Annotated in this window: 16 protein-coding genes and 1 rRNA gene; all 17 read left to right on the top strand. The window is 71.5% G+C overall.

Annotated elements, in window-relative coordinates:
* Positions 1–2 precede the first annotated feature (2 nt).
* A 5S ribosomal RNA gene (gene rrf / locus NH287_RS02795) occupies positions 3–119 on the top strand.
* Positions 120–968: 849 nt separating this feature from the next.
* Positions 969–1,718 carry a hypothetical protein gene (locus tag NH287_RS02790; RefSeq protein ID WP_253034396.1) on the top strand — a complete coding sequence of 250 codons (750 nt, stop codon included), beginning with the start codon at positions 969–971 and terminating at the stop codon, positions 1,716–1,718.
* Positions 1,718–2,749, top strand: a complete 1,032-nt coding sequence (locus tag NH287_RS02785) for an HAD-IIA family hydrolase (RefSeq protein ID WP_253034395.1) — start codon at positions 1,718–1,720, stop codon at positions 2,747–2,749. Before NH287_RS02790 ends, NH287_RS02785 begins: the two co-directional genes overlap by 1 nt.
* Before the next feature lie 45 nt (positions 2,750–2,794).
* Complete coding sequence (locus tag NH287_RS02780) at positions 2,795–2,959, top strand: hypothetical protein (RefSeq protein ID WP_157532573.1); 165 nt, start codon at positions 2,795–2,797, stop codon at positions 2,957–2,959.
* The gene (locus NH287_RS02775; RefSeq protein WP_253034394.1) at positions 2,956–3,762 is read left to right on the top strand and encodes a TlyA family RNA methyltransferase; all 807 of its coding nucleotides are present in this window, start codon (positions 2,956–2,958) and stop codon (positions 3,760–3,762) included. Before NH287_RS02780 ends, NH287_RS02775 begins: the two co-directional genes overlap by 4 nt.
* A complete protein-coding gene (locus tag NH287_RS02770) occupies positions 3,759–4,679 on the top strand; it encodes an NAD kinase (protein WP_253034393.1) in 921 nt (306 codons plus the stop codon). Before NH287_RS02775 ends, NH287_RS02770 begins: the two co-directional genes overlap by 4 nt.
* The gene (gene recN, locus NH287_RS02765) at positions 4,676–6,370 is read left to right on the top strand and encodes a DNA repair protein RecN (protein WP_253034392.1); all 1,695 of its coding nucleotides are present in this window, start codon (positions 4,676–4,678) and stop codon (positions 6,368–6,370) included. Before NH287_RS02770 ends, recN begins: the two co-directional genes overlap by 4 nt.
* Before the next feature lie 58 nt (positions 6,371–6,428).
* Positions 6,429–8,129: a CTP synthase gene (locus tag NH287_RS02760; protein WP_253034391.1), complete on the top strand. Its 1,701-nt coding sequence runs from the start codon at positions 6,429–6,431 to the stop codon at positions 8,127–8,129.
* A 3-nt stretch (positions 8,130–8,132) separates the two neighbouring features.
* Positions 8,133–8,783, top strand: a complete 651-nt coding sequence (locus NH287_RS02755) for an NUDIX hydrolase (protein ID WP_253034390.1) — start codon at positions 8,133–8,135, stop codon at positions 8,781–8,783.
* A 6-nt stretch (positions 8,784–8,789) separates the two neighbouring features.
* Entirely contained in the window at positions 8,790–9,713 is a 924-nt protein-coding gene (gene xerD, locus NH287_RS02750; RefSeq protein WP_253034389.1) for a site-specific tyrosine recombinase XerD, read from the top strand.
* Positions 9,714–9,875: 162 nt separating this feature from the next.
* Positions 9,876–10,709 carry a ParA family protein gene (locus NH287_RS02745; protein ID WP_064002506.1) on the top strand — a complete coding sequence of 278 codons (834 nt, stop codon included), beginning with the start codon at positions 9,876–9,878 and terminating at the stop codon, positions 10,707–10,709.
* Positions 10,693–11,547, top strand: a complete 855-nt coding sequence (locus NH287_RS02740) for a ScpA family protein (RefSeq protein WP_253034388.1) — start codon at positions 10,693–10,695, stop codon at positions 11,545–11,547. The genes NH287_RS02745 and NH287_RS02740 overlap by 17 nt, the downstream gene beginning before the upstream one ends.
* The gene (gene scpB, locus NH287_RS02735; protein ID WP_253034387.1) at positions 11,537–12,157 is read left to right on the top strand and encodes an SMC-Scp complex subunit ScpB; all 621 of its coding nucleotides are present in this window, start codon (positions 11,537–11,539) and stop codon (positions 12,155–12,157) included. Before NH287_RS02740 ends, scpB begins: the two co-directional genes overlap by 11 nt.
* Positions 12,154–12,936: a pseudouridine synthase gene (locus NH287_RS02730; protein WP_217528247.1), complete on the top strand. Its 783-nt coding sequence runs from the start codon at positions 12,154–12,156 to the stop codon at positions 12,934–12,936. The genes scpB and NH287_RS02730 overlap by 4 nt, the downstream gene beginning before the upstream one ends.
* Positions 12,933–14,048 (top strand): prephenate dehydrogenase, encoded by a 1,116-nt coding sequence (locus NH287_RS02725; protein WP_064002381.1) that lies wholly within the window; start codon positions 12,933–12,935, stop codon positions 14,046–14,048. Before NH287_RS02730 ends, NH287_RS02725 begins: the two co-directional genes overlap by 4 nt.
* Positions 14,041–14,718, top strand: coding sequence for a (d)CMP kinase (cmk, locus tag NH287_RS02720; RefSeq protein ID WP_253034386.1), 678 nt, complete (start codon positions 14,041–14,043; stop codon positions 14,716–14,718). Before NH287_RS02725 ends, cmk begins: the two co-directional genes overlap by 8 nt.
* Entirely contained in the window at positions 14,715–16,238 is a 1,524-nt protein-coding gene (gene der / locus NH287_RS02715; RefSeq protein ID WP_253034385.1) for a ribosome biogenesis GTPase Der, read from the top strand. Before cmk ends, der begins: the two co-directional genes overlap by 4 nt.
* Positions 16,239–16,291 lie beyond the last annotated feature (53 nt).

Genomic DNA, 16,291 nt, shown 5'->3' with positions numbered 1-16,291 from the left:
GTTTCGGCGGCCATAGCGTGAGGGAAACGCCCGGTCACATTCCGAACCCGGAAGCTAAGCCTCACAGCGCCGATGGTACTGCAGGGGGGACCCTGTGGGAGAGTAGGACACCGCCGGACTTCTTTCGTGAAATGGCCACCCAGAGTTGGGTGGCCATTTCTCGTTAACGCGTACGTGGGAGGACAGAGAAGATGACGGACGAAGAGCGCCCTGGACGGTCGGGCGGTAAGCGGAAGTTCACGCCTGCTTCCTCGCGATCGCGAGACGAGCGACCGCGGGATCGCGGGCGGTCGGAGCCCACCGATCGCGACCGTCGCCCATCCGAGCGTCGTCCGAACGCGAAGCGGGATGGGGATCGTCCGTCGTATCCGAAGCGTGACGGTGAGCGTCGTTCGAACGCGAAGCGTGATGGTGACCGGCCGTCGTACCCGAAGCGCGACGGTGAGCGTCGTCCGTATGAAAAGCGCGATGGAGATCGTCCGTCGTATCCGCGTCGTGACGGCGAGCGTCGTCCGTACGAGAAGCGTGATGGCGACCGGCCTTCGTACCCGAAGCGCGACGGGGAGCGTCGTCCGTACGAGAAGCGCGATGGTGACCGGCCCTCGTACCCTCGCCGTGACGGCGACCGGCCTTCGTACCCGAAGCGCGACGGGGAGCGTCGTCCGTACGAGAAGCGTGATGGCGATCGGCCGTCGTACCCGCGTCGAGACGGGGAGCGCCGTCCGTACGAGAAGCGTGACGGTGACCTGCCGTCGTACCCGCGCCGCGAAGGGGACCGTCCCTCGTACCCGAAGCGCGACGGCGAGCGGCCTTCGTACCCGCGTCGAGACGGGGACCGACCCTCGTACCCTCGCCGTGACGGCGACCGTCGCCCCTTCGAGGGGCGTGACGGCGACCGTCGCGCCTCGCGCCCGCCGCAGGGTTCGGACCGCCGGAACGTCCCCGCCGGACCGGTCGTCCCCGACCACGTGACGGCCCGCGACCTCAACGGTGCCGCGCGCAACGAGCTGAAGACCTTGAGCAAGGACAACGCCGAACAGGTCGCCCGGCACCTCGCGATGGCCGCGCGTCTCATGGACGAGGATCCTGCGCTCGCACACGAGCACGCCCTCGCGGCATCCCGAAGCGCCGGCCGCATCGCCGTCGTCCGCGAAACCGTCGCGATCACGGCCTACGCCGTGGGCGACTTCGCCCTCGCGCTCCGCGAGCTGCGGACGTTCCGACGGATCTCGGGTCGCGACGACCAGATCGCCCTCATGGTCGACAGCGAGCGTGGCGTCGGTCGGCCGGACCGCGCGCTCGAAGTGGGACGCGCGGTCGATCGCGCAAGCCTGCCGACCGAGGTCCGCGTCGAGCTCGCGATCGCAATGTCCGGAGCGCGCCTCGACCTCGGTGAACCCGAGCGGGCGCTGCAGGAGTTGGACATCCCCGAACTCGACCCCGACACCGCCTACCCGTGGAGCCCGGGCCTCTTCGCCGCACGCGCAGCCGTGCTCGAGGAGCTCGGTCGTGACGACGAAGCTGCCCAGTGGCAGCAGCGGGCCGACGTCGCCGCCGCGGCTCTCGGCGAGATCGACGCCGACTCCGAGACCATCGAGATCGACGAGATCGACGAGATCGAGACCGATGGGCCGGCCGAAATCGACGAGACCGAGACCGATGAGCCGGCCGGCGATGTGGCATCCGGTCAGGAGGACGGCCCGGGGGAGCGCGCCTGATGGGGCTGTTCTCGCGCTCTCGTCCGACGCCGCTCAACGGCGTCGACCTGATCCTCGCCGACCTCGACGGCGTCGTCTACGCCGGTGACGGTGCGATTCCGCACGCCGTCGAGAGTCTGACGCGGGCCCGGGCGGACCGTCCCCTCGGCTACATCACCAACAACGCGTCGCGACGCGACAGCGTCGTCGCCGGGCACCTCACCGGGCTCGGTCTCGAGACGCAGCCCCACGAGGTCGTGACGAGCCCCCAAGCGGCTGTCCGGCTGCTGCGCGACCGCGTGCCGGAGGGCGCGACTGTTCTCGTGGTCGGCGGCGACGGTCTCGTGTACGAACTCGAGAAGGCCGGGTTCACCGTCACCCGCAGCGCCGACGACCGGCCCGCGGCCGTCGTGCAGGGATTCGCCCCGGAGGTCGGCTGGGCTCAGCTCGCCGAAGCGGCCTACGCGCTCGCCCTCCCCGAGGACCAGGGCGGGATCCCGTGGATCGCGACCAACACGGACTGGACCATCCCGCAGGCCCGAGGTATCGCCCCGGGCAACGGAACCCTGGTCTCGGCCGTCCACACCGCCGTCGGTCGGCTCGCGACGGTCGCCGGCAAGCCCGAACGGCCGATCTTCGACGAGGCCGTCGCGCGATTCGGGGCGCGGCATCCGCTCTTCATCGGGGACCGGCTCGACACCGACATCGCCGGCGCGCAGGCGGCGGGGATCGACTCCGTGCTGGTCCTGACCGGCATCGATCGGCCGAAGCACGTGCTCGCCGCACCGACCGTGTCGCGACCGACGTTCATCGTGGGGGACCTCCGGGAGCTGCACGAGCCGTACCCCGAGACGATCGTCAAGGGCGACGTCACGACGGTCGGCGGCGCGTCGGTCCGCATCGACGGCCCGGACATCCACATCCTGTCCGCGGGGGATCGTCCGATCGATCTCGTCCGTGCCGGTGCCGCGGCGATCTGGAACACCGGCCGCGCGATCTACGGCTTCCGGGTGCCCGAACAGCTCTACGCCGACCCGTTCCACCGCCGCTGAGCGCGCCCGCCCGCGGCAGCCGTCGCGCCGCGTAGGGTGGGACGCATGTCGATGGATGCCGCTGACGGTCCGGTCCGCCGCGAAGACCTGCTCTCGACGCTCGAGGTCATCGAGGATCAGCCCCTCGCCGAACGGGCCGCCGCCTACGCGCTCCTGCACGACGAGTTGGCCAAGCGCCTCGAGTCGGGCCCGCGCGACACCCACGCATGACGACCCGTCTCGACGCGGCCGTCGCCGCCCGCGGACTCGCACGCTCGCGCACGCGCGCGGCGCAGCTCATCGACGCCGGACTCGTGAGCGTCGACGGTCAGCCGGTCGTGAAGTCGTCGGTGAAGGTCGGTGACGATCAGCTGATCGAGGTCGCGGCATCCGATCACTACGTCAGTCGCGCCGCGCACAAGCTGATCGCGGCGCTCGACGCGTTCGCGGTCGACCCGCGGGGCCGCGTCGCGCTCGACATGGGAGCGTCGACGGGCGGATTCACGCAGGTGCTCGTCGAGCGGGGCGCCGTCCGCGTGCTGGCCGTCGACGTCGGGCACGGACAGCTCGCCGCCGACATCGCCGCCCTTCCCGAGGTCGTCGCGGTCGAGGGGTTCAACGTCCGGCACATGACCGCCGCGTCGCTTGCCGAGGCGGCCGGCGCCGCCGACGTCCCCTCGCTCGTCACGGGCGACCTCTCGTTCATCTCCCTCACTCACGTCCTGCCGGCTGCGGCGGCGGTCTGCGCGGCGGACGCCGATCTCGTCCTGCTCGTGAAGCCCCAGTTCGAGGTCGGCCGCACGGGCGTGCGGGAAGGACTGGTGACGGATGCCGGGCGCCGAGCAGATGCCGTCGCGACCGTCCTCTGGTCGGCGTGGGACGCCGGCCTCGGCACGCACGGCGTCATCGCGTCGCCGATCGCGGGCACCCACGGCAATCGGGAGTTCCTCATCCACCTGCGTCCCGGGACGACCGACGACGCGAATCCGACACAATGGTTGGACACCGTGAACCGACTGGCGGGAGCCGCATGACCGACGCGACGCGCAACATCCTCGTGGTGGCGCACGCGCTGCGGGAGAACACCGTCGAGGGGGCGCGGCGCGTCGTCGCCGCCGTGCACGAGGCCGGTCTGCAGCCTGTCCTCCCCGGCGACGATCCGGAACTCGCGGTGGTCCTCGGCGACCTCGACACGGCGATCCTCGGCGAGGGCGGCGTCGACGTCACCGACATCGAGGTCGCGATCGTCCTGGGCGGCGACGGCACGATCCTGCGCGCGGCCGAGCTGGTGCGCGCGGCATCCGTCCCGATCCTGGGCGTCAACATGGGGCACGTCGGCTTCCTCGCCGAACTCGAGGCGGACGACATCGACGAGGCGATCGGTCGTGCGCTCGCGCGCGATTACGAGATCCACGAGCGGATGACGCTGTCGGTCGAGGTGCGCGACGCGCAGGACGCCGTCGTGTACCGGACCTGGGCGCTCAACGAGGCGACGGTGGAGAAGGCATCCCGGGAGCGGATGCTCGAGGTGATGATCGAGATCGACGGTCGTCCGCTGTCGTCGTTCGGCTGCGACGGCGTCGTCGTCGCGACTCCGACGGGCTCGACGGCGTACAACTTCTCGGCCGGCGGACCCGTCGTCTGGCCGTCGGTGCAGGCGCTGTGCCTCGTGCCGCTGTCGGCGCACGCGCTGTTCGCGCGGCCGGTCGTGCTGGGACCCGAGACCTCCGTGTCGATCGACGTCCTCGAGCGCAACCAGGGCCGCGCCGTGCTGTGGAGCGACGGCCGCCGCTCGCACGACCTGCCGCCGGGAGCGCGGGTCGTGGTGCGACGGTCCACGCGACCCGTGCGCCTCGCGCGACTGCATCCGTCGGTCTTCACCGATCGGCTCGTCCGCAAGTTCCAGCTGCCCGTCGCGGGCTGGCGGGGTGCCACGGAGGCGACGCCGTGATCGAGCAGATCCGCCTCCGCGACCTCGGGGTCATCGCGGGGGCGACCCTGCCGATCGGTCCCGGCTTCACCGCGATCACCGGTGAGACGGGCGCCGGCAAAACGATGGTCGTCACGGGTCTCGGCCTGCTGCTCGGCCAGCGGGCCGATTCCGGCGCGGTCCGCGCCGGTGCCGAGCAAGCCGCGGTCGACGGCGTGTGGATCGTGCCCGAGGACGGGCCCGTCGTCGAACGGGTGCGGGATGCCGGGGGCGACATCGAACCCCTCGGGGACGGCCGCGCCGAGCTCTACCTCGGACGCACGCTCTCGAGCGAGGGCCGCAGCCGCGCGACCGTCGGCGGCCGCACCGCTCCGGCCGGCGTGCTCGCCGACCTCGCAGACCAGCTCGTCGTCGTCCACGGTCAGTCCGATCAGCTGCGGCTCACGTCGGCCGCGGCGCAGCGCGAGGCGCTCGACCGGTTCGGCGGCGCTCCGGTCGCCGAGGCGCAGGGGCGCTACCGCGCGGTGTGGGATGCCTGGCGCACCGCCGCCGCTGACCTCGAGACCCTCACGACCGAACAGGACGCCCGCGTCCACGAGGCGGAGGAGTTGCGCGCGGCGATCGCGGACATCGAGGCGGTCGACCCCCAGCCCGGTGAGGACACGGAGCTCGCGCAGCGCGCCGAGCGCCTCGCCAACGCCGAGGAGCTGCGGCTGGCGGCGGCGACGGCGCACGCCGCGCTGTCGAACGAAGACGATCTGCCCGACGTGCAGGGGCTGCTCGCCGAGGCGCGTCGCGCGCTCGAGCGCGCGGCCGGGTCCGACGAGGCGCTGCGCGCTCACGCCGCCGTCATCGAGGAGCTCGGCTACCGCGTCGCCGACGTCGCGGGTGAGCTGAGCGGCTACCTCGCCGACCTCGACGAGGGCGGCCCCCACGAACTCGCGGCCGTCGAGGAGCGCCGGGCGGCCATGAACGGGCTCGTCCGCGTGCACGGCTCGCTCGAGGCTGCTCTCGAACTGCTCGCCTCCGGCTCTGCGCGCCTGGCCGAGCTCGACGACGACGGCGACCGCATCGACCGGCTGACGGCCGAACGGGACCGGCTGCGCGATGAGCTCGACGCGCGCGCGACGGAGCTGACCGACGCGCGGCGAGCGGCGGCATCCCGTCTGGGGGAGGCGGTCACCGACGAGCTCCGTCACCTCGCCCTGCCCGACGCCACCGTGACCGTCGCCGTCGAGCCCGGCCCCGAGGCCGCGCACGGTCGCGACGTCGTCACGATCCAGCTCGCGCCGCATCCGGGCGCGTCGCCCCGCCCCGTCGCGCGCGGCGCGTCGGGCGGCGAACTCAGCCGGGTCATGCTGGCCATCGAGGTCGTCATCGCCGCGACCGACCCCGTTCCGACGTTCGTCTTCGACGAGGTGGATGCCGGCATCGGCGGCGCTGCGGCGATCGAGGTCGGCCGGCGGCTCGCGAAGCTCGCGGAGACGAGCCAGGTGATCGCCGTCACCCACCTCGCCCAGGTCGCCGCGTTCGCCGGCAACCACCTCTCGGTCGTCAAGGCCAACGACGGGTCGGTGACCGCGTCGAGCGTGCGGCGGCTCGAGGGCGAGGAACGGGCGGCCGAGATGGCGCGGCTGCTCTCGGGCATGGCCGACTCGGAGGTCGCGCTCGACCACGCGCGCGAACTCCTCGCGCTCGGCCGCGCCCGCTGAGCGACACCCGCTCGCACTCCGGGCGGGGCACCCGACGGGGCTGATAGAGTGAAAGCCCGTGACGGACTCTTCGGGCGCGGGACGCAAAAACAACGACATCACCAAGCACATCTTCGTGACGGGTGGTGTCGTTTCGTCTCTCGGCAAGGGCCTGACCGCCGCCAGCCTCGGCAATCTGCTCACCGCTCGCGGCCTGCGCGTCGTCATGCAGAAGCTCGACCCGTACCTGAACGTCGACCCGGGGACGATGAACCCGTTCCAGCACGGTGAGGTCTTCGTCACCGACGACGGCGCCGAAACCGACCTCGACATCGGCCACTACGAGCGCTTCCTCGACATCGAGCTGAGCCAGGCGGCCAACGTCACGACCGGTCAGATCTACTCCGAGGTCATCGCCAAGGAGCGCCGCGGCGAGTACCTCGGCGACACCGTCCAGGTCATCCCGCACATCTCCGACGAGATCAAGCGCCGGATGCGGCTGCAGGCGAGCGAAGAGCCCCGCCCCGACGTCATCATCACCGAGGTCGGCGGCACCGTCGGTGACATCGAGTCGCAGCCGTTCATCGAGTCGGCGCGGCAGATCCGCCACGAGCTCGGCCGCGACAACGTCTTCTTCGTGCACGTCTCGCTCGTGCCCTTCATGGGCGCCTCGGGGGAGCAGAAGACCAAGCCCACGCAGCACTCGGTCGCGATGCTGCGCTCCATCGGCATCCAGCCCGATGCGCTAGTCCTGCGCAGCGACCGCCCGGTGACGGAGTCCAACAAGCGCAAGATCGCGCTCATGTGCGACGTCGACGAGGACGCGGTCATCAACACCGTCGACCTGCCGAGCATCTACGACATCCCCTCGACGCTGAGCGATCAGGGCCTCGACGCCTACATCGTCCGTCGCCTCGGCCTCGGCGCGAAGGCGGGCGACATCGACTGGACCCGCTGGAACAAGGTCCTGAACGCCGTCCACAACCCGAAGCACGAGGTCACCGTCGGGCTCGTCGGCAAGTACATCGATCTGCCGGACGCCTACCTCTCGGTCACCGAGGCGCTCAAGGCCGGCGGCTTCGCGCAGGAGACGAAGGTCCAGATCGTGTGGATCCCGTCCGACCTGTGCGAGACGCCCGAAGGCGCCGCGAAGGCCCTGTCGGCCGTCGACGGCATCGTGATCCCCGGCGGCTTCGGCATCCGCGGCATCGAGGGCAAGCTGGGCGCCCTGAAGTTCGCCCGCGAGCAGGGCCTGCCGACGCTCGGCATCTGCCTCGGCCTGCAGTGCATGGTGATCGAGTACGCCCGCCACGTCGCCGGCATCGAGGGCGCCTCGTCGAGCGAGTTCGACCCCGAGACCCCGCACCCGGTCATCGCAACGATGGCCGAGCAGGTCGACATCCTCGACCGCGGCGACATGGGCGGCACCATGCGCCTCGGCCTGTACGAGGCCACGCTGGCCGAAGGATCGCTCGCGGCCGAGCTGTACGGCTCGAACCGCGCCACTGAGCGTCACCGCCACCGCTACGAGGTCAACAACGCCTATCGCCGGCAGATCGCGGATGCGGGCCTGTGGTTCTCGGGCCTCAACCCCGACCTCGACCTCGTCGAGTACGTCGAGCTGCCGCGGGACGTGCACCCGTACTACATCGCGACCCAGGCGCACCCCGAGCTCCGCTCGCGTCCGACCGAGGCCAACCCGCTGTTCCGCGGCCTCATCGCCGCGGCTCTCGAGCGGCACCGCGCGAGCGAGCTGTTCGACGTCGAGAACGAGGACTGACCCGTGACGGATGCCGCCGCCTTGCAGGACGACGCCGTCGCCGTCACGGTGACCCGCAGCGACACGGTCTATGAGGGCCGCGTCTGGAACCTGCGCCGCGACGAGTTCACCTACGGCGACGGGACGATCGTGCGGGAGTATGTCGACCACACCGGCGCGGTCGCCGTGCTGGCTCTCGACGAGGAGGGCCGTGTGCTGCTGATCCGGCAGTACCGGCATCCCGTCGGCTTCCGCGACTGGGAGATCCCGGCGGGCCTCCTCGACGTGCCGGGGGAGGACCCCCTCGAAGCGGCCAAGCGCGAGCTCGCCGAGGAGGCCGATCTCACCGCTCAGCAGTGGAACGTGCTGTCCGACTTCTTCACGAGCCCCGGCGGGAGCGACGAGGCGATCCGCATCTACCTCGCCCGCGGTCTCGCGGACGCTCCCGAGGCGTTCGCCCGCACGGAGGAGGAAGCCGACATCGAGGTGCGGTGGGTGCCCCTTGACGAGGTCGTGGACGCGGTCCTCGCGCGCCGGCTGCAGAACCCGTCGCTCGTCGTCGCCGCCCTCGCCGCCGCTGCCGGCCGCGCGCGCGACTGGACGACGCTCGGTGCGCCGGATGCCCCCTGGCCCGGACGCTCGCGCCCCGTGGGCGCGGATCGACCGCAGGCCTGAGACCCCGTGAGGCTCGCGCGCGCCGTCGACGCGTTCCTCCGGCACATCACGATCGAGCGGGGGCTGTCCGCACACACGGTGGCCGCCTACCGGCGTGACCTCGCGGGTTACCTCGACTGGCTCGGGAGTCATGACGTCGTCGACACCGACGGCGTGACGACCGAGCTCGTCACGAGGTTCGCGGCCGAGCGGGCGGCATCCGATCCGCCCCCGGCCTCCACCTCGCTCGCCCGTCTGCAGTCCGCCGTCCGCAGCTTCCATCGTTTCCTCGCCCGCGAGGGGATCGCGACGGAGGATCCGACGAGCCGGCTGCGCCCCCCGAAGGCGCCGATGCGCCTGCCGAAGGCGCTGCCGGTCGACGACGTGATCCGGCTGTTGGATGCCGCCGGCCCCGCGCCCGAGGACGCCGCACCGGGCGAGCTCATCGGGCTCCGCGACCGGGCGCTGCTCGAACTCCTGTATGCGACCGGCGCACGGGTGTCGGAGATCGTCGATCTCGACGTCGACGACCTCCGGCACGGTGACGTGCTGCGGGTGCGCGGCAAGGGGTCGAAGGAACGGGTCGTGCCGGTCGGCTCCTACGCGCGGGCCTCGGTCGACGCGTACCTGACCCGGGCTCGACCCGAGCTCTCCCGACGCGGCCGGGCGACGCCGCGGGCGTTCCTGGGCGCGCGCGGCGCGCCCCTGTCGCGGCAGAGCGCGTGGCTCGTGATCCAGCAGGCGGCGGAACGCGCGAACATCACGGCCCACGTCTCACCGCACACGCTGCGCCACTCGTTCGCGACCCACCTGCTGCAGGGCGGGGCTGACGTCCGCGTCGTGCAGGAGCTGCTCGGTCACGCCTCCGTCGCGACGACGCAGATCTACACCCACGTCACGGTGGACGCGCTGCGCGACGTGTACCTCACGTCGCATCCGCGCGCCCGCTGAACCCGGGGCGGGCACTGCGGGGGAGTCGCTCCCTCGTCGGGGCCGCGGCGGTGACTAGACTCGGGTGAGCACGGCGAAGGCAGGAGATCAGTGGCGAGCAAGCGGAGCACGGCGGAGGCCACCGGCGCATCGACGGCGGCGGGTTCGGCGACCGACACCCCGATGGGGCCGACGGGACGTCCGTACCACGGCTTCCCGACCCCTCCGAAGCTCGACGGCCACGGGCCCGCGCGCATCATCTCGCTGTGCAACCAGAAGGGCGGCGTCGGCAAGACGACGACCACCATCAACCTGGCGGCCGGTCTCGCGTCGTACGGTCGCCGCGTGCTGGCGGTCGACTTCGACCCGCAGGGCGCGCTGTCGGCCGGGCTCGGCGTGCAGACGCACGAGACCGCGACGATCTACGACCTGCTGCTCGACCCGAAGCGCGACCCGAACGAGGTCATCGTCTCGACGTCCGTCGACGGCCTCGACATCCTCCCCGCCAACATCGACCTGTCGGCCGCCGAAGTGCACCTCGTCAACGAGGTCGCCCGCGAGACGATCCTCGCCCGCGTCCTGCGCAAGGTCGCGGGGGATTACGACGTCATCCTCATCGACTGCCAGCCTTCGCTCGGGCTGCTGACGGTCAACGCCCTGACCGCGAGCCACGGCGTCCTCATCCCGCTCGAGTGCGAGTTCTTCGCGCTCCGCGGCGTCGCACTGCTCATCGAGACCATCGACAAGGTGCGTGACCGGCTGAACCCCGCCATCCAGCTCGACGGCGTGCTCGCCACGATGTACGACCCTCGCACGCTGCACTCGCGCGAGGTCCTCGAGCGGGTCGTCGATGCGTTCGGCGACGACGTGCTCGAGACGGTGATCGGCCGCACAGTGAAGTTCCCCGACGCCTCGGTCGCCGGTGTGCCGATCACGAAGTTCGCTCCCGAGCACTCCGCCGCCCAGGCGTACCTGCGCCTCGCGCGGGAGCTGGTCGCCCGTGGCGCCGTCGCCTGAGGACGTCCCGGACGCCGACGCCGCGCCTTCCGAGGCGGACACGACCGAGACCGGCGGCGACCGGTTCCGCGTCTCCCTCGGCAACTTCGACGGTCCCTTCGACCTGCTGCTGACCCTGATCTCGAAGCACGAGCTCGACATCACCGAGGTCTCGCTCAGCAAAGTGACCGACGAGTTCATCTCCTACCTGAAGGGCCTCGACGACGACGCCGAGCTCGACCAGGCATCCGAGTTCCTCGTCGTCGCGGCGACGCTGCTCGACATGAAGGTTGCGGGGCTGCTGCCGCAGGGCGAACTGGTGGATGCCGAATCGGTCGCTCTCCTCGAGGCGCGCGACCTGCTGTTCGCGCGTCTGCTGCAGTACCGCGCATTCAAGGAGGTGTCGGCGTGGTTCGCGCGCTGCCTCGAGCGCGAGGGCAAACGTCACACGCGTGCCGTGCGCCTCGACGAGAAGCACCGCCGGGCGGTTCCCGAACTCGTCTGGACGCTCTCGCCCGAGGACTTCGCCGCCATCGCCATGCTCGCCTTCGCGCCGAAGGAGATCCCGCACGTCGGCCTCGACCACCTGCACGCGCCACTCGTGTCGATCCGCGAGCAGGCCGCCGTCGTGGTGACGCTTCTGCGCGACGCGGGCCAGCTCAACTTCCGCGACCTCGTCGCCGGGGTGACGCAGACCGGTGTCGTCGTCGCGCGCTTCATCGCCGTCCTCGAGCTCTACCGCCACGCCGCGCTCTCGTTCGAGCAGCTCGAGCCGCTGGGGGAGCTGACCCTGCGCTGGACCGCCGAGCGGTGGTCCGAAGAGAACCTCGCCACCCTGGGAGCCGACTATGACCGATGACACCGCCGGCGTCGACGCCGCCGAGGCCGAGGCGCCGCCCCGTTCGCAGGAGCCCGCCGACATCGCGCGGCGTCTCGAGGCGATCCTCATGATCATCGACGAGCCGCAGAGCCTCGTCTCGCTTGCGGCGGCCGTCGGTGCGCCCGTCGCCGCGGTCCGCCGAGCGATCGAGGAGCTCGTCGCCGACTACGACGGCGGACGGTCGGGGCCGCGCCGCGGCTTCGAGCTGCGCGAGGTCGGCGGGGGCTGGCGCTTCTACGTCCGCGAGGAGCACGACGACCTGGTCGCCGAGTTCGTCAACGGTCAGGCGCCGTCGCGGCTGTCGCAGGCCGCGCTCGAGACCCTCGCCGTCATCGCCTACAAGCAGCCCGTGTCGCGCAGCCAGGTCGCCTCGATCCGCGCGGTGAACGTCGACTCCGTCGTCCGGACGCTCCTCGCGCGCGGCCTCATCACCGAGGCGTTCACCGACCCCGAGACGGGCGCCATCAACTACCGCACCACCGACGCGCTGCTCGGACACCTGGGGATCAACTCCCTCGACGAGCTGCCCCCCATCTCCCCGCTGCTGGACGACGGCTCCGCGGGATTCGAAGGAGAGACCATCCGATGAACGACCAGTCCGACGAGAACCGGGTCCGGCTGCAGAAGGTGCTCGCTGGCGCGGGCGTCGCCTCGCGGCGCGTCTGCGAGCAGTACATCGTCGAGGGCCGGGTGCGGGTCAACGGCGTCGTCGTGACCGAACTGGGCTCGCGCATCGACCCCGCGCACGACCTGGTCGACGTCGACGGGACCGCGGTACAGCTCGACACGAGCAAGCGCTACGTCATCCTCAACAAGCCGACCGGTGTCGTCTCCTCCATGAAGGACGACCAGGGTCGCCCCGACCTCCGGCGCTTCACGAAGGACTGGCCCGAGCGCCTCTACAACGTGGGGCGGTTGGATGCCGAGACGAGCGGCCTGCTCGTCCTCACCAACGACGGCGAGCTCGCCCACGTCCTCGCGCACCCCTCCTTCGGCGTCACGAAGGTCTACATCGCGAAGGTCACCGGCCGCGTGCTGCCGCAGACGATCGCGCAGCTGACGAAGGGGATCGATCTGGAGGACGGCCCGATCGCCGCCGACAAGGCCCGGCTGCTCGACGCGAGCGGCGACACGAGCCTCGTCGAGCTGACCCTGCACTCGGGGCGCAACCGCATCGTCCGCCGCATGATGGCCGCGGTCGGCCACCCGGTGCAGGAGCTCGTCCGCCGCCAGTTCGGTCCGTTGCACCTGGGCACGCTCCCAGCGGGACGGGCACGCGAGTTGACTACAGTGGAGCGTGGTGCGCTGTTGACTCTCGCGCGCCAGGCGGACACCCCGCCCGGGGATCCCACTCAGGAGCAGTTGTGACCGACGCCATCGACGCGCGCGCCCGCGCGGTCCGCACGAGCGGTCTCGTCCGCATCGTCGGTGCGGGCCTGCTGGGCTCGAGTATCGGGCACGCGCTGCGAGCCCTCGGCGTCGACGTCGTCCTCGCGGACGCCTCGCCCGCCCAGCTGCGCCTCGCCGTCGATTACGGCGCCGGCCGGCTGGCGCGCGACGACGACCGTCCGGATCTCGTCGTCGTGGCGGTGCCGCCCGATGTGACGGCCGACGTCATCGAGCGCGAGCTCGGCGCCTTCCCCGACGCGGTCGTCACCGATGTCGCGAGCGTCAAGCTCGAACCGCTGCTGACGCTCCGGGAGCGCGGTGTCGACCTCTCGCGCTACATCGGCTCCCACCCGATGGCCGGACGCGAACGGGGCGGCGCGATCGCCGCTCGCGCCGACATCTTCTTCGGTCGCCCGTGGGTCATCTGCCGCGACGAGGAGACCTCCGCGCGCGACCTTGCCGTCGTGGAGGGGCTCGCCCTCGACCTCGGTGCCAGCCTCATCGAGATGACCCCCGAGGAGCACGACCGCTCGGTCGCCCTCGTCTCGCACGTGCCGCAGCTCGTGGCATCCCTCCTCGCCGGCCGGTTCGTCGGGGCCGAGGACGCCTCGCTGCGCCTGGCCGGGCAGGGAGTGCGCGACACCACCCGTATCGCGGCATCCGCCCCCGAATTGTGGGTGCAGATCCTCGGCGCGAACGCCGACCCCGTCGTCGAGGTGCTCGACGCCCTCGCCGCCGACCTGGCCGGAGTCGCCCGTGCGCTCCGCGACCCCGATGCGCCCGGCGCGCGCCGCGCGGTCGCCGACACGATCCGTCGCGGCAACGAAGGCGTCGAGCGGCTCCCCGGCAAGCACGGTCAGAACCGCCGTTTCGAGACGGTCGTCGTCATGGTCGACGACACCCCCGGCCAGTTGGGGCGCCTGTTCGGCGACCTCGGCGAACTCGACGTCAACGTCGAGGACTTCCGTCTCGAGCACTCGCCCGGCGCCCAGTTCGGCCTCGGCGAGATCAGTGTCGTCCCGTCCGCCGTGACCGTCGCCACCGACGGACTCGCGGCGCGCGGGTGGAAGATTGCGAGCCTCAATGACTGACCCGATCACGATCGCCATCGACGGACCCGCCGGCAGCGGCAAGTCCAGCGTGTCGAAGGAAGCCGCGCGGCGGCTCGGCTACGGCTACCTCGACACGGGGGCGGCCTACCGCGCGCTCGCGTGGCATGTCCTCGAGCACGGCGCCGACACGTCGGACGCCGCGGCCGTCGTGGACGCCGCCGGCGACTTCGACTACGCGATCTCGCTCGACCCGGATGATTACTGGGTGCGCGTGGGGCAGGCCTCGGTGACCGAGGCGATCCGCGAACCGCGCGTCAGCTCCGCCGTCAGCGGTGTCGCGCGGGTGCCGGTCATCCGCGAGCAGGTCAACGTCCTGTTCCGGCGGCTCGTGGCCGAGTCCGGCCGCCCCGGCGTCATCGTCGAGGGCCGCGACATCACGACGGTCGTCGCCCCGGACGCCCCGGTGCGGATCCTGCTGACCGCCGCCCCCGAGGTGCGCGCCGCGCGGCGCAGCGCCGAACTGACCACAGAGGATGCCGCGGCTGTCGCCGCCGCGCTGCACAAGCGTGACGCATCCGACTCCCAGGTCGTCGACTTCCTCACCGCCGCCCCCGGCGTGACGGTCGTCGACTCGACCGACCTGGACTTCGCACAGACCGTCGACGCCGTCCTGGCCGTCGTGCGGTCGGGAACGGAAGGCTCACGATGAGCGCCGAAGACGAATACGAAGGCGGCCCCGACCAGATCGAGGAGAAGCTCGCGGGCCTCGACGAGGAACTCGCCGAGCAGCGAGCCGCAGCCCTGCGCGCGTCGCTGGCCGACTACGACCTCGACGAGGAGGACGACGACCTGCTCGCCGGTTTCACCGCCGGCGGCGAGGTCGTCGAGATGCTGCCGGCGCTGCCGGTGGTCGCGATCGTCGGGCGGCCGAACGTCGGCAAGTCGGCGCTCGTGAACCGCATCCTCGGCCGCCGCGAGGCCGTCGTCGAGGACACGCCGGGTGTCACCCGCGACCGAGTCAGCTACAAGGCCGAGTGGATGAACCGCCGGTTCACCCTCGTCGACACCGGCGGGTGGGAGCCCGATGCGAAGGGCATCGATCGTTCCGTCGCCGCGCAGGCCGAGGTCGCGATCGAGCTGTGCGACGTCGTGATGTTCGTCGTCGACGCCATGGTGGGCGCGACCGCGACCGACGAGCAGGTCGTCCGGCTGCTCCGCAAGACCGACAAGCCGGTCTTCCTCGTGGCCAACAAGATCGACGACGCCCGCCAGGAGCCCGAGGCTGCAGCGCTCTGGAACCTCGGCCTCGGTGAGCCGCACCCCGTCTCGGCCATCCACGGCCGCGGCGTCGCGGACCTCCTCGACGAGGTCATGAAGGTGCTCCCCGAGATCTCGGCCGTTGCGAAGAACGAGCTCGGCGGACCGCGCCGGGTCGCGATCCTCGGCCGCCCGAACGTCGGCAAGTCCTCGCTGCTGAACAAAGCCGCGGGGGAGGAGCGCGTCGTCGTCAACGACCTCGCCGGCACCACCCGCGACCCCGTCGACGAGGTCGTGGAGCTCGGCGGCAAGCTGTGGCGTCTCGTCGACACCGCCGGCATCCGTCGTCGCGTGCACTTGCAGCAGGGCGCCGACTTCTACGCGTCGCTCCGCACGAGCGCGGCGCTCGAGAAGGCCGAGGTCGCCGTCGTCGTTCTCGACGTGACCGAGTCGATCAGCGTGCAGGACCTCAACATCATCGACCTGGTGCTCGAGTCCGGCCGCGCGCTCGTCCTCGCGTTCAACAAGTGGGACCGCCTGAACGACGACGACATGGACAACGCCGACCGTCGCCGCTACCTCGAGCGCGAGATCGAGCAGGACCTCGCGCACGTCACGTGGGCGCCGCGCGTCAACCTGTCGGCGCGCACCGGCCGCCACCTCGACAAGCTGGTCCCGGCCCTCGAGACCGCGCTCGAGTCGTGGGATCAGCGCATCCCGACCGGCAAGTTCAACGCGTTCCTCGCCGAACTCATCGCCGAGCACCCGCACCCGCTGCGCGGCGGCAAGCAGCCCCGCATCCTGTTCGGGACGCAGGCCTCGACCCGTCCGCCGACATTCGTGCTGTTCACGACCGGGTTCCTCGACCCGGGCTACCGCCGGTTCATCCAGCGACGCCTGCGCGAGATCTTCGGTTTCGAGGGCACCCCGATCGTCACGAACATGCGGGTGCGCGAGCGTCGCCAGCGCTGAGCGCCGTCGCTTCACGGTCGCTTGGCGTCGCTTCGCGAGGAGATGACGCGTCC

This window comes from Microbacterium sp. CnD16-F (assembly GCF_024124465.1).
In the GTDB taxonomy this organism is placed as follows: domain Bacteria; phylum Actinomycetota; class Actinomycetes; order Actinomycetales; family Microbacteriaceae; genus Microbacterium; species Microbacterium gawkjiense.
This window is presented reverse-complemented; position numbering and strand designations above follow the sequence as displayed.